The following is a 13,358-nucleotide window of genomic DNA, read 5'->3' on the forward strand; positions in this document are numbered from 1 at the left end:
TTCCGGACCTGTTGTTCCGGGAGCTTCTTCCGTTTCCTGGGGGCTGCTTTTGGGGCTTGCCGGGATCCTTTCCGGATCTGTCGGGGCCCGTCCCGGACCCTGTTCCCGGCTCTGTTCCCGGCCCTGTGGGGGGATGGTGCGCGGGCCTGTCCGGGCCTTCCCAACGGCATTTCGGGGGCGTTCGTCAGGTTCCCGGCTGTCCCATGATCTCGATCATGGCCAGAGTGTTCTGGTATTCCCGCCAATTGACGATCTTCCCGTCCCGCACCCTGAGGACCCCGATGAAGGGAGAGGAGGCCTGCCGGCCGGTGGCGAGGACCCTGCCGGCGAGTTCGTATTCGACAACGATGACCTCGGGGTCGGCGGTTTCGTGGACGACCACCTCACGGACCTCGTCCAAGGCGAACCGCCGGGCGAAGGCCGCCTGTTCAGGGTCGGCGAAGAGCAGGAACGCCTCTTTTCCCTCGTGCCTCCTGGGTCTGCCGGGCGGAGCGAAGGGAATCTCGATGACGGCGTTGTCGGCCAGCTCGCTCCCGAAGCCGCCGAGGTTCTCGAGCCAGTGCCGCCGTACGCGCTCGAACATCTCGCGAGGGCCGGAGGCGACGGTGGATTCGGTCATGGTGGATCCCCTTCGTGACGGTCACTAAGATGAGTGAAAACTCATCTTTATGATCGTGAGTGGAGACTCACTTTGTCAACGCCATATCCCACGTGCGGAGATGTCGTACTTCATCTCATGTGCGAGGACGTCACCCTTCGCGGGCGCCGACAGGCACGCGGGCACGGACAGGCATGCGGGCACGGACAGGCGCGGCGGGAAACACAACGGGAACAGGGAAGGCCGGCTGGATGACCCCCACGAATTCTTCACCGGGCGGGACGGGCGATCCGACGGGTGATCCCGGGGACGCCAAGCCGTTGCGTGCGGACGCCCAGCGCAACCGGGAGCGCATCCTCGCCGCGGCGGAGGCCGTCTTCGCCGAGAAGGGCCCCTCCGCGTCGACCGAGGAGGTCGCCGCCCGTGCGGGGGTGGCCATCGGCACGGTCTTCAAGCACTTCCCGACCAAGCAGGCCCTGCTGCAGGCCATCATGAAGGGCCTCCTGGGCAGGCTGGACGGGGAGATGGCCGAGCTCGCCGCCGATGACGCTCCCGGGGAGGCGCTGTTCACCTTCGTCACCCGCATGGTCGAGCAGGCGGCGCGGAAGAGGACCGTCGTCGGTCTCCTGGCCGAGACAGGTGTCGATCTCCAGGTCGCGAGCTCGGTGCGGATGTTGCGCGAGGGCATCGAGACGCTCCTCGCTCGCTCCCAGGAGGCCGGTGCCGTCCGCGAGGACGTCCGTCTCGACGAGGTGATCGCCCTGCTCACCGGCATCTGCCAGGGGGCACTCCACGCGGGCTGGGATGGCGACCTGCAACGTCGCACGCTGGCGATCGTCTTCGCCGGTCTCCGGACGCCTGAGGGCCGCCGATGACCCACGGTGTCCCTCGACTGCGGGAGGCCCGCTGCGGGAGGCTTGGGGAAGGCGACTGAGGAAAGGCCCGCTCAAGGGATCCGCGTAGCCCGTTACGAGGGAACCGCTACGGAGACCGGGGCCGTGGCCCGGGGTCAGGCGCCGGAGGCGGCGCGGAGCAGGGGCTCGATCCGGTAGGGAACCTGGATGGAGAGGGCGATCGTGGTGTCCGTCCGCTGGACCGCGGGGGAGGCCAGGATGCGGGCGATGATCTCCTGGAGGTCGGGGGTGCTGCGGGCCACCACGCGGCAGAGCAGGTCCGCCTGGCCGCTGGTGCCGTACACCTCCAGGATCTCGGGAAGGGGCTCCAGGGCCCGTACGGCCTCGTCCAGGCGGCCCTGGGCGATCTGCAGCGAGACGAACGCGAGGATCGGGTATCCGGCGCCCTCGGGGCTCACGGTGGGACCGAAGTCGGCCACGACGCCGCGGGCGATCAGTTTCTCGACGCGGGCCTGCACGGTGCCCCGGGCCACGCCGAGCAGGCGGGCCAGCTCGGTCAGGCCGATACGCGGGTTGGCACGCATGGTGACCAGGAGGCGGCCGTCCAGCTCGTCGATCGACATCTCCTCAGGATCCCGTCAGATTGGGCGATTCGACCAGCATAGACGAGGTGTCACCGTACGTTTCTGTGCGGATCGCCCAGTAGAACTGGCTGCTCTTGCCAACGTTTCCGGATATTGCTGTCATTTCATCTATGTTCGAGGAAGCACAGTACTTCGCACCGGTGGCGACCCGTGACGACGGCTCGATCGAGGTCGAGCTCGGCGCCGGCCACCCCGGTTTCGCCGACCCGGTCTACCGCGCACGCCGCAACGCGATCGCCGCGCTCGCGGTGGGGTACGTGCCCGGTACGCCGATCCCGACGGCCGAGTACACCGATCAGGAGCACGAGGTGTGGGCCCTGGTCAGCCGGGAGCTCGGCCTGAAACACCACAAGTACGCGACCGCCGAGTATCTGCGCGCGACCGAGCGGCTCGGGTTGCCGGCCGAGCGCATCCCGCAGCTCCAGGAGGTCAGCGATCTGCTGGAGCCGCTGACCGGGTTCCGCTACGTCCCGGCCGCCGGGCTGGTGCCGCTCAGGGACTTCTACGGTGTTCTGGCGGACGGGCTCTTCCACTCCACGCAGTACATCCGGCACCACTCCACGCCGTTGTACACGCCGGAGCCCGACGTGATCCACGAGGTGATCGGCCACGCCAACGCGCTGGCCTCCGACCGCTATTCGCGCCTGTACCGCTTGGCGGGGGCGGCGGCCCGGCGGGTCGAGGGCAAGGACGCGCTGGAGTTCATCTCGAAGATCTTCTGGTTCACGATGGAGTTCGGCGTGATGACGGACCAGGGTGAGTTGCGGGCGTACGGCGCGGGAATCCTGTCCTCGTACGGGGAGATCGAGGAGTTCCGGGGGATGGACATTCGCCCGCTGGACATCGCCGCCATGGGTACCACGCACTACGACATCACGAAATATCAGGACGTGCTCTTCCGGGCGGAGTCGCTGGGGCACCTCGAGGACATCGTCGGGGATTTCTGGGCGACCTGCGATGACGAGAGTATCGCCCGGCTAATCGCAGACGTTCGCTAAGAGCGGGCATCGATTCGGCGGGATGTTCTATAGCGCACGCCCTGTTTCAGGCTAGATTCCGGTTGATCGTCTTATTGTTACGTGTTGCGGGATATATCCCGATCGTCACGTAATGGGGGAGACGGTTGGGGTGGATGATGAGAGCAAGGAATCGGGTGGCCGCGGCCGCCGTCCTGCTGGTCACCGCGCAGGCCACCGCCTGCAGCACGTGTCAGAGCCTGACGCCGGTGAGCATGCCGACACCGTCTCCCTCGCAGCAGGCGGCACCGGTCGTTCCGACGTCCGGTACGCCTCCCCCCGCACCGTTCCTGGCCGTGGTCCCGGCGGTCCCGGCGCCTGTCTTCCCCGGCGCCGGGGCACCCCGGGCGCCCGGACGGGTACGGGCCGCCCGCTCCCCGAAGATCCTCCCCAAGGAGCTCGGGCACACCCTGGACGTGTTCCTCGCGAAATACGGCGGCCGGACCGCCGCCTCGGTGTACGACCTGGGCACCGGCCGGCGCTACAGCTACCACCACACCCTGCAGCTGCCGTCGGCCAACACCTCCAAGGTGAGCATCCTGACGGCACTGCTGCTCGGGACGCGGTGGCGCGAGCTCGGTGAGCGGGCCAGGGCCGACGCGAAGAACATGATCCGCTTCAGCGACAACGAGGCGGCCGACCGGCTGTACGAGCGGATCGGGCTGGAGCCCGGCCTGGCCAGGGCGAACCGCAGGTTGGGCCTCAAGCGCACCTACACCCCCGGCAGGCGGTGCGTGGACCTGTACTGCTGGAGCGTCGCGCAGACCACCACCGAGGACCAGATCCGGCTGGTCAAGGCGCTGGCCACCGGTGAGAGCCCGCTGGCCCCCTCGGAACGCCGCAAGGTGCTCGGGCTGATGGAGAGGGTGGCCCCCGAGCAGAAGTGGGGGATCAGCGCCGGGGCGTGCGGGAAGGACGAGGTGTCGCTGAAGAACGGCTGGCTGCGGCACGCGGCGAACGGGCGCTGGGCGGTCGCCAGCGCCGGGTTGATCCGCGGGCACGGGCACGAGTACGCGGTGGCCGTCCTCACCGAGGACAGTCCGAGCATGGAGACCGGCATCGCCAGGATCGAGGGCGTGACCGAGCGCCTCATGGACGCCTTCAGGGGCGGGCGCGGCTGCGGGACGGCCGCGAACTGAGCGGTCCGTGAGGCCGCGGGCTCGCGGAACCGCGGGAGCGCGTACGCGTCACGCCGTCCTGTCGACCAGCCGGTAGCCCACTCCTCGTACGGTCTGGATCAGCTGGTCGTCGTTGTCGCCCAGGCGGGCGCGGAGACGCTTGACGTGCACCGCGATGGTGTTGGTCGAGGTCGTTTCGGTGGAGTTCCAGACATGCCGCATGATCTGCTCCCGCGTCACCGTGCGGTGCGCGTTGCGCATCAGGTAGTGCAACAGCTCGAACTCGCGCAGCGGCAGGTGGACGACCCTGCCGCCGACCCTCACCTGGTAGGCGTTGACGTCGAGTTCCACCGGGCCGACCACGAGTGCCCTGCGGGTTCCGGCCTCGCCGGTGAACGCGGCGTGGATCAGGGGCAGCAACTCGGGAACCCGGTAGGGCCGGGCCACGCACGCGGTGGCTCCGGCCGTCAGTGCCTGGACGGCCTGCTGGGCATGCCCCTCGCCCACGCCCAGCAGGACGGGGATCGCCCGCGTCAGGCGTACCGCGCGGACGAACTCCACCGCCCCTATGACCGGCAGCGAGGCGCTGACGAGAACGACGTCGGGGCGGAACGCCCCGGCCTGCAACAGGGCCTGGGCGCCGTCGGTGACGCCCATGACCCGCACCCCTTCGCGTTCCAGGACGGCGGCCAGGTCGTGGACCATGGCCACCTCCGGATCGGCCACCAGCAGCATGGGCGCCGTCCGTGTGTCCCCGTCCACCTCTGGTGCCGTCTGCGGCTGGATCACCCGGATCCTCCAATATGGGTTAGCCGAAGCGGCCGGTGATGTAGTCCTCGGTCCGCTTGTCGGTGGGGTTGGTGAAGATGCGGCTGGTCTCGTCGAACTCCACCAGCCGGCCGTGCCGCACGCCGGCCTCGTCCACCTCGGCGGTGAAGAAGGCCGTGCGGTCCGAGACGCGGGCGGCCTGCTGCATGTTGTGGGTGACGATGACGATCGTGTAGTCGCGCGTCAGCTCCTGCATCAGGTCTTCGATCTTGGTGGTCGCGATCGGGTCCAGGGCCGAGCAGGGCTCGTCCATCAGGATGACGTCGGGCTTCACCGCGATCGCCCGCGCGATGCACAGGCGCTGCTGCTGCCCGCCGGACAGGGAGAGCGCGTTCTGCTTGATCTTGTCCTTGACCTCGTCCCAGAGTGCCGCCTTGGTCAGCGCCTCCTCGACGATCTCGTCCATGTTGCCCTTGATCCCGTTGACCCGGGGACCGTAGGCGATGTTGTCGTAGATCGACTTGGGGAAGGGGTTCGGCTTCTGGAAGACCATGCCGATCCGGCGGCGGACCTCGATCGGGTCCACGTGGTCGCCGTAGAGGTTCTCGTCGTGGTACAGGATCTCGCCGGCCGCGCGGGCGCCGGGGATGAGGTCGTTCATCCGGTTGAAGCAGCGGAGCACGGTGCTCTTGCCGCAGCCGGACGGGCCGATCATGGCCGTGATCTCACGGTTGCCGATGGTCAGGTTGACCCCGCGTACCGCCTCGTAGTCGCCGTAGAAGACGCTGAGGTTGGAGACGGTGAAGACCGGGTCGAGGGCTTCGATGGTGCGGGGGACTTCGGGGCCGCGCACGTTCACGTTCGGCACGGAAATTCCAATCTCGGACATCTCTTACCTCACCAGCGCTTCTGATAGCGGTTACGGAGCCAGATGGCGACGGAGTTCATCAGGAGCAGGATCGCCAGCAGGATCACGATCGCCGCCGCGGCGAGGATGGCGAACTCCTCCTGGGGGCGGCTGATGAAGCTGTAGATCTGCAGCGGCAGGACGCTGAAACTGCTCCAGACGCCCTCGGGGTTGAACCGGACCAGCGTCGCGGCACCCAGCATCAGGAACGGGGCGGCCTCGCCGATCGCGCGGGAGAGGGCCAGGATCGAGCCCGTCGCGATGCCCGGGATCGACGCCGGGAGCACCTGGCGGTAGATGGTCTGCCACTGGGTGGCGCCCAGTGCCAGCGAGCCCTCGCGGATCGACGGCGGCACCGCGCGGATGGCCTCGCGGGCGGAGATGATCACGATGGGGAGGACCAGCAGCGAGATGGTGAGCGCGCCGGTCATGATGGTGAAGCCGAACTGCATCCAGCGGGCGATGATGCCCAGGCCGAGGATGCCGTAGACGATCGAGGGAACGGCCGCCAGGTTGGAGATGTTCAGCTCGATCAGCTTGTTGTACCACTTGGTCCTGTCGGCGTACTCCTCAAGGTAGATCGCCGCGAGGATGCCGGTGGGCAGGGCCATGAGCGCGGTCAGCCCGATGATCCACAGGGTGCCGAAGATGCCCGACTGGATGCCGGACGTCTCCGGCCGCCGGACCGAGGGCTGGTTCTCCCACAGCATCGAGTTGAGCCGGGGCCAGCCCTCCTCGACGACGTAGACCAGCAGCATGGCCAGGAAAAGGAGGGCGATCGCGAGGCTGGCCAGCAGCGCGATGCGGAAGAGGTGTTCCTTGAGAGGGCGTCCCTTGCTCGCCAGCTGTACGGCCGAGCGGGGGGTGGAGAGGATGGCCATCAGTCGTAGACCTCGCGATACTTCTGGACCATGCGGGCGCTGAGGTAGTTCATCGCGAAGGTGATCACGAAGAGCAGGGAACCCACCGCGAAGATGGTCTTGTAGGCGATCGAGCCGACCGAGGCGTCGCCGGAGCCGGCCTGGGCGATGAAGGCCGCCATCGTGGCCATCTCGTTGCCCGGGTAGAGCGTGAAGACGGACTTGAATCCGCCGGCGATCGCGACGATCATCGTCTCGCCCGCGGCCCGGGAGACCGCCAGGATGATGGCGGCGACGATGCCGGAGAACGCGGCGGGGACGACGACGCGCACCGAGGTGAGCATCTTGGAGGCGCCGAGGGCGTACGAGCCCTCGCGCAGGCCGTTGGGCACCGCGGCCATCGAGTCCTCCGACAGCGACGCGACGATCGGGATGATCATCACGCCGACCAGGAGGCCCGCGGCGAGCGCGTTCTTGCCGTCCAGGTCCAGGAAGGGGAAGACGTCCCTCAGCAGCGGGGTGACGAAGGTGAGGGCGAAGAAGCCGAAGACGACGGTGGGGACGCCCGCGAGGACCTCCAGCACCGGCTTGAAGATCTTGCGGGTCCTGGCGGAGGCGTACTCCGACAGGTAGATCGCGGCGGCCAGGCCGAGCGGCACGGCGACCACGATGGCGATGAGGGTGATCTCCAGGGTGGCCACGATGAGCGGCCACACGCCGAACGACGGCGGGTTGAACAGCGGCCCCCAGCTGGTGGAGCCGAAGAACTCACCGATGCTCACCGAGGCGAAGAACTCGACGGTCGGTTCGAGGAGCGCGATGACGATGCCGATGGTGGTCGCCACCGACACCATCGCCGCGGCCAGGAGAACGGCCTTGATGACGAACTCGCCGTAACGCGGGCGCGACCGCGCCAGGGACCCCGGGGCCCCTGGAACGGTCGTGCGGTGCTGGGCCGACATCAGCCGGCGCTCTTCAGCGCGGTGATGTCAGCCTTGAGCTTGGCCTCCTGCTCGGGGTTGAGCGGGATGAACTTCGCGTCCTTGGCGATCGCGTTGATGTTGGCCGCGTAGTAGTCGAGGAAGGCCGCGACCTCGGGCCGCTTCGCCGCGGTGGTGGAGGGGTAGACGAACAGCGGGCGGGCGAGCGGGGTGTACTTGCCGCCCTGGGCCGCCTCGACGCTCGGGGCCACGCAGCCGCTGCCGGAGTCGATCTCGAGGGCCTTCAGCTTGTCGGCGTTCTCCTCGAAGTAGGTGAAGCCGAAGTAGCCCAGGCCGCCCTTGGCGCCCTCGACACCGGTGACGATGTCGTTGTCGTTCTCGCTCGGGCTGTAGTCCTTGCGGCTGGCGCCCTCCTCACCGTTGATCTCGTCGGTGAAGTAGTCGAAGGTGCCGGAGTCGGTGCCGGGGCCGTAGAGCTTGAGCTCCTCGGCCGGGAACTTGGCGTCGACGTCCTTCCAGGTCTTGACCTTGCCCTCGGCCGCCGGCTCCCACATCTTCTTGAGCTGGTCGGTGGTGAGGCAGGTGGCCCAGTCGTTCTCCTTGGGAACCACGACGGTCAGCGCGTCGACGGCCACCGTGAGCTCGGTGAACTTGATGCCCTTCGCGTCGCAGGCCGCCTTCTCCTCGTCCTTGATCGCGCGGGAGGCGTTCGAGATGTCCGTCTCGCCGGCGCAGAACTTCTCGAAGCCGCCGCCGGTGCCCGAGGTGCCGACCGGCACCTTGACCTGCGGCTGCTCCTCGCCGAAGAGCTCGGAGGCGGCCTGGGTGAGGGGCGCCACGGTGCTGGAACCGTCGATCTTGATCTCGCCGGTCAGGGCCGCGCCGGCACCCGCCTCGGCGGAGGACGCGCTGGTGGCGGCGGTGGTGCTGCCGTCACTGTTGGGCTTGGCGTCGCCACCACAAGCGGCCGCGAGCGATACGACGAGCGCGGCCGTCGCCACCGCGCTGAGGCGGCGCTGTCCACTGGTCACGGTATGTTCCTTCTCCGTAGTGAGATCTGTTCTCGATGCCTCCGATGAAAGTGGGGCAAAGTGAACGGAAGTGAAACGAGCCATGACCGGGGCCGGAAGAGGTAGGCCCATGGATGTGAATACCGGAACCTCGACGGGATTTTGCGCCCCGTTTACGATCCGGCAGGCCCGGCGAGCAGGGCCTTGGAGACTCCCTGGTCCGGACGTGGCCCGGTGCGGGAGCCTCCGCCGGAACGTTCCCGTGTCCGGCCGCCGTCCTCGCGGACGTGCCGATGTGTTCACCTTCCCGACATCCGGCGGTGCGTGACGCGGCCGGGTGTCCGGCGCGGCCCGGGACGGAACCGCGCGCGGACGCTCCCGGGCGGGGAGGGGGCGGGTCGCTAAGCGGCCGGGCGGGTCGCTAGGCGGGGAGGGTCAGCGGTCCGCTGCCGAGGCGTTTGAGGACCTCGCTGTGCAGGGGGCCGTTGCTGCACAGCAGGCTGCCGCCGTCGACGTCGGGCACGCCCGACAGGTCGGTCCAGATGCCGCCCGCCTCCTCGACGATCACGGTCAGCGCCGCGATGTCCCACGGGGAGAGTTCGGGTTCCGCCGACACGTCGGCCGCGCCCTCGGCGACCAGCATGTGCGACCAGAAGTCGCCGTAGGCGCGGCTACGCCAGACGGAGCGGTTCAGGTCGAGGAACGCGTCGAGCTTTCCGGCCTCCTCCCAGCCGCCGATGCTGGAGTAGGAGAACGAGGCGTCCTCGAGATTGGTGACGGAGGAGACCTGGCACCGCGTGGCCTTGGTGAGGCTCTTGCCGGTCCAGGCGCCGCTGTCCCGGGCGGCCCACCAGCGGCGGCCGAGGGCGGGAGCGGAGACCAGGCCCACGACGACGCGGCCCTGGTCCATCAGGGCGATGAGCGTGGCCCAGACGGGCACTCCGCGCACGTAGTTCTTGGTGCCGTCGATCGGGTCGATGATCCACGAGCGGTCGCCGTGGCCGCTCGCGCCGAACTCCTCGCCGATGACGGCGTCGCGCGGCCTGGCCCGGCCGAGTGCGGCGCGGATCGCCTCCTCGGCGGCCTGGTCGGCGTCGCTCACCGGCGTGAGATCGGGTTTGGTCTCCACCCGCAGGTCCATGGACTTGAACCGGCGCATGGTCAGATCGTCGGCGGCGTCGGCCATGACGTGCGCGAGGCGAAGATCGTCGTTGTAACCCGTCACGGGCGCCAACGCTATCGCGTCGACGCCCGAATGGCAGAGATCAGGGAGCAAGCGGAACAATCGTGTCGCGTCCCACCAGGCTCGGATACCGCGTGAAACATCCGTTGGCATCGGTGTTACTGGCGAGTAGCATTCCGGTATGACCTTTGACGTGGGTGAGTTCATGCTGCAGAGCGTCCCGTTCGCCAGGACGCTGGGCATCTCGTTCGACAAGGTGGAACCGGGCTTCGCCGTCGCCCGGATGGCCGACCGGACCGATCTGCACAACCACGTGGGAGGCCCGCACGCCGGAGCCCTGTTCAGCGTCGCGGAGACGGCCTCCGGCGCCGCGATGCTCTCCACCTTCGGCGACCAGCTGTCACGGGCCACCCCGCTGGCCAAGAGCGCGGCGATCCGCTATCTGAAGCTCGCGAAGGGAGAGGTCGTCGCGGAGGCCCGCCTCCAGGGCTCCCGCGAGGAGGTCGTGGCCACGCTGGACGCGGGAGAGCGTCCCGAGTTCGACGTCGCCGTCGAGATCAGGACCGCCGACGGCACCCTCGTGTCCGAGATGACCGTCGCCTGGGCCTTCCGGTTGAACCGCTGACGCCGTGCCGGACCGGTTGAACCGCTGATGCCGTGCCGGACCGTCGACGCTGTGCCGGACCGGTTGAACCGCTGACGCCGTACCGGACCGTCGACGCTGTGCCGGCGGTGACAGCAGCCCGGCGGCAGAGGTCCGGTGACGGCGGCGGCCGGTGACGGCGCGTCACGGCGGGCTTCGCCGGCCGCTCGTCCGCTTCGCCGAGCCTCGGTCCTGTTCCCGGCGCGCACTCACGACTGGTCATCGTCGGAGGCGCCCTCGCGGCTGGCGAGCAGGCGGCGCAGGGAGGCGAGCCGGGCCGGGTCGGCGTGCCCGGCCGCCACCCAGGCGTCCAGGGCGCACTCCTCGGAGAGGTGGTTGCAGCCCTTCGGACACTGGACGGTGCCCTCGATCAGGTCGGGGAAGCCCGCCAGGACCGTCTCGACCGAGACGTGGGCCAGCCCGAAGCTGCGCACTCCCGGGGTGTCGATGATCCAGCCGCTCTCCGGCAGTTCCAGGGCGACGGCCGACGTGGAGGTGTGACGCCCCCGGCCGGTCACCGCGTTCACGTGGGAGACGGCCCGGTTGGCGTCTGGCACCAGGGCGTTGACCAGCGTCGACTTGCCCACCCCCGAATGGCCGACGAGCACGCTGATCCGGCCCTTCAGGCGCTCTCGCACCTCTTCCAGGCCGCCCCCCTTCTGGACCACCACGTACGGCACCCCGAGAGGGTCGTACAGCGAGACCAGCTCGTCGGGCGAGGCGAGGTCGGACTTGGTGAGGCAGAGCATCGGGTCGATGTCGGCGTCGAAGGCCGCGACGAGCATCCGGTCGATCATGCGGGGCCGGGGCGGCGGATCGGCCAGGGCCGTCACGATGACGAGCTGGTCGGCGTTGGCGACCACGGGACGCTCGATGCCGTCGGTGTCGTCGGTGTCGTCCGCGGAGCGGCGGAGCATGGAGGTGCGGGGCTCCACCCGCACGACGCGGGCCAGCGTGTCGGCCATACCGGAGACGTCGCCCACCAGGGCCACCCGGTCGCCGACCACGATGCCCTTGCGGCCCAGCTCGCGGGCCTTCATGGCGACCACGACCCGGCCGCTCATCGCGGCGCCCTCCGCGTGGTCCTTCTTGCGTCGGCGGCCCTTCTCACCCGCCGACTCGACCAGGCACGTGTAGCGCCCGCGGTCGACGGCGACCACGAAGGCCGGGATCGCGTCCTCGTGAGCAGGGCGAATCCGGGTCCGGGGCCGGGACCCCTTCCCCGGCCTGACCCTGACGTCGTCCTCGTCGTACTCGCGCTTTCTCAGTTTGTCCGCCTTGTCCGGCCCGGTGTGCTCTCGAAAAGGGCCACGGGGTCTGCCGGCCGGTAGTCCCTCACCGCGCGCCGCGCAGCATGTCCGCCCACATGGAGGCGAACTCGGGAAGGGTCTTACCCGTGGTGGCGATGTCCTCCACCTCGACGCCGGGCACGGCCAGCCCGATCACCGCTCCGGCGGTGGCCATCCGGTGGTCGGCGTAGGAGTGGAACACCCCGCCGGTGAGCGGGCGGGGCCTGATCTCCAGGCCGTCCTCGGTCTCGTTCGCGTCGCCGCCGAGACCGTTGATCTCGGCGACCAGGGCGGCCAGCCGGTCGGTCTCGTGCCCGCGGATGTGGGCGACGCCGCCGATCCTGCTGGGGGAGCTCGCGAGGGCGGCCAGCGCGGCGATCGTCGGGGTCAGCTCGGCCACGTCGCGCAGGTCCGCCTCGATGCCGGTGATCCGCCCGGTGCCGGTGACGGCCAGGCCCTCGGGCGTGTGCTCCACCGAGGCGCCCATGCCGGCCAGCAGCGTGCGCAGCTGGTCGCCCGGCTGGGTCGTCCGCGCGGGCCAGTCGGGGATGGTGACCGTGCCGCCGGTCACCATGGCGGCGCACAGGAAGGGCGCCGCGTTGGACAGGTCGGGCTCCACCGTGAAGTCCCTCGCCCCGATGGGGCCGGGCTCGACCCGCCAGACGTCGGGCTCGGAGTCGTCCACCACGACGCCGAACTCGCGGAGCATCTGGACGGTCATCCGGATGTGCGGCTGCGACGGGATCGGCGGGCCCTCGTGGCGTACAGTCACGCCCTTCTCGAAGCGCGCCGCCGCCAGCAGCAGGCCGGACAGGAACTGCGACGAGCCGGACGCGTCGAGCCTGACCTCGCCGCCGGCCAGCGGTCCCCGCACCGTGAACGGCAGCGCCTCGCCCGTCACCTCGGCGCCGAGGGCGCGCAGCGCGCGCAGGATCGGGCCCATCGGGCGCTTGCGGGCGTGCGGGTCGCCGTCGAAGAAGACCTCGCCCCCGGCCAGCGCCGCCATCGGCGGCACGAAACGCATGACCGTGCCCGCCAGCCCCACGTCGATGCGGGCCCCGCCGGTGACGGGGCCTGGCGTGATCGCCCAGTCGACGCCGGAGGCGCTCTCGTTGGAGGGGACCATCGTCGCGCCCAGCGCCCGCAGCGCGTCCGCCATCAGATCGGCGTCGCGGCTGCGCAGCGCCAGGCGTACCGTGCCGGGTCCCTCGGCCAGCGCGGCGAGCAGCAGCGCGCGGTTGGTCACGGACTTCGACCCGGGCAGGGGGACGGTCGCGCGGACGGGTTCGGTCGCGGTCGGCGCGGGCCACAGCGGAGCGGACATGGTCAAAAGCCTACCGGTGCCCGCCCCGGGCCGCCCTTCCGTGCCCGGGCACGGAAGGGTCCGCGTGATCGATGAGGTGAGGAGCCGGGCAGGCCGGGTAAAAGCGTCGTCACCGCGACACCCGGAGATACCGTCGGCAGGGCGCGGGAAGATCGAAAAATGGGGTTGGGGACTCCCCGGCGTGTCGTGGCGTGGGAAAGTGG

At 69.5% G+C, this 13,358-nt stretch carries 14 protein-coding genes; 4 read left to right on the forward strand and 10 right to left on the reverse strand.

Features of this window, described 5'->3' with window-relative positions; genetic code table 11:
* Nucleotides 1-184: 184 nt before the first annotated feature.
* Entirely contained in the window at nt 185-619 is a 435-nt protein-coding gene (locus AB0F88_RS42430) for a nuclear transport factor 2 family protein (protein WP_362697670.1), read from the reverse strand.
* A 230-nt stretch (nt 620-849) separates the two neighbouring features.
* Here AB0F88_RS42430 and AB0F88_RS42435 point away from each other — a divergent pair, with 230 nt between their 5' ends.
* Nucleotides 850-1,473, forward strand: a complete 624-nt coding sequence (locus AB0F88_RS42435) for a TetR/AcrR family transcriptional regulator (protein WP_362697673.1) — start codon at nt 850-852, stop codon at nt 1,471-1,473.
* A 134-nt stretch (nt 1,474-1,607) separates the two neighbouring features.
* Here AB0F88_RS42435 and AB0F88_RS42440 read toward each other — a convergent pair whose 3' ends face one another.
* Entirely contained in the window at nt 1,608-2,075 is a 468-nt protein-coding gene (locus tag AB0F88_RS42440) for an Lrp/AsnC family transcriptional regulator (protein ID WP_362697676.1), read from the reverse strand.
* A 131-nt stretch (nt 2,076-2,206) separates the two neighbouring features.
* On the opposite strand from AB0F88_RS42440, the gene AB0F88_RS42445 reads away from it, so the two are divergent.
* Together AB0F88_RS42445 and AB0F88_RS42450 are read left to right on the forward strand one after the other, a co-directional pair.
* Nucleotides 2,207-3,094, forward strand: a complete 888-nt coding sequence (locus AB0F88_RS42445; protein WP_362697679.1) for a phenylalanine 4-monooxygenase — start codon at nt 2,207-2,209, stop codon at nt 3,092-3,094.
* Between the two features lie 137 nt (nt 3,095-3,231).
* Nucleotides 3,232-4,251 (forward strand): serine hydrolase, encoded by a 1,020-nt coding sequence (locus tag AB0F88_RS42450; protein ID WP_362697682.1) that lies wholly within the window; start codon nt 3,232-3,234, stop codon nt 4,249-4,251.
* A 48-nt stretch (nt 4,252-4,299) separates the two neighbouring features.
* Here the strand turns inward: AB0F88_RS42450 and AB0F88_RS42455 are convergent, their stop codons facing one another.
* The 6 genes from AB0F88_RS42455 to hisN form a co-directional block, all read right to left on the reverse strand.
* The gene (locus tag AB0F88_RS42455; RefSeq protein WP_362697686.1) at nt 4,300-5,019 is read right to left on the reverse strand and encodes a response regulator transcription factor; all 720 of its coding nucleotides are present in this window, start codon (nt 5,017-5,019) and stop codon (nt 4,300-4,302) included.
* Between the two features lie 19 nt (nt 5,020-5,038).
* Nucleotides 5,039-5,857 (reverse strand): phosphate ABC transporter ATP-binding protein PstB, encoded by an 819-nt coding sequence (pstB, locus tag AB0F88_RS42460; protein ID WP_362697858.1) that lies wholly within the window; start codon nt 5,855-5,857, stop codon nt 5,039-5,041.
* 38 nt (nt 5,858-5,895) lie between these two features.
* Nucleotides 5,896-6,786, reverse strand: coding sequence for a phosphate ABC transporter permease PstA (gene pstA, locus AB0F88_RS42465; RefSeq protein ID WP_362697689.1), 891 nt, complete (start codon nt 6,784-6,786; stop codon nt 5,896-5,898).
* On the reverse strand, nt 6,786-7,727 hold the full coding sequence (gene pstC / locus AB0F88_RS42470) for a phosphate ABC transporter permease subunit PstC (RefSeq protein ID WP_362697692.1): 942 nt from the start codon (nt 7,725-7,727) through the stop codon (nt 6,786-6,788). The genes pstA and pstC overlap by 1 nt, the downstream gene beginning before the upstream one ends.
* Complete coding sequence (locus AB0F88_RS42475) at nt 7,727-8,737, reverse strand: PstS family phosphate ABC transporter substrate-binding protein (RefSeq protein WP_362697695.1); 1,011 nt, start codon at nt 8,735-8,737, stop codon at nt 7,727-7,729. The genes pstC and AB0F88_RS42475 overlap by 1 nt, the downstream gene beginning before the upstream one ends.
* A gap of 400 nt (nt 8,738-9,137) precedes the next feature.
* Entirely contained in the window at nt 9,138-9,941 is an 804-nt protein-coding gene (gene hisN / locus AB0F88_RS42480) for a histidinol-phosphatase (protein WP_362697698.1), read from the reverse strand.
* Between the two features lie 139 nt (nt 9,942-10,080).
* Here hisN and AB0F88_RS42485 point away from each other — a divergent pair, with 139 nt between their 5' ends.
* A complete protein-coding gene (locus tag AB0F88_RS42485) occupies nt 10,081-10,524 on the forward strand; it encodes a DUF4442 domain-containing protein (protein ID WP_362697701.1) in 444 nt (147 codons plus the stop codon).
* A 227-nt stretch (nt 10,525-10,751) separates the two neighbouring features.
* Here the strand turns inward: AB0F88_RS42485 and rsgA are convergent, their stop codons facing one another.
* Nucleotides 10,752-11,810, reverse strand: a complete 1,059-nt coding sequence (gene rsgA, locus AB0F88_RS42490; RefSeq protein ID WP_362697861.1) for a ribosome small subunit-dependent GTPase A — start codon at nt 11,808-11,810, stop codon at nt 10,752-10,754.
* Nucleotides 11,811-11,877: 67 nt separating this feature from the next.
* The gene (gene aroA, locus AB0F88_RS42495; protein WP_362697704.1) at nt 11,878-13,155 is read right to left on the reverse strand and encodes a 3-phosphoshikimate 1-carboxyvinyltransferase; all 1,278 of its coding nucleotides are present in this window, start codon (nt 13,153-13,155) and stop codon (nt 11,878-11,880) included.
* Nucleotides 13,156-13,358: the final 203 nt, after the last annotated feature.

Source organism: Streptosporangium sp. NPDC023963, assembly GCF_040639135.1.
GTDB lineage: Bacteria > Actinomycetota > Actinomycetes > Streptosporangiales > Streptosporangiaceae > Streptosporangium.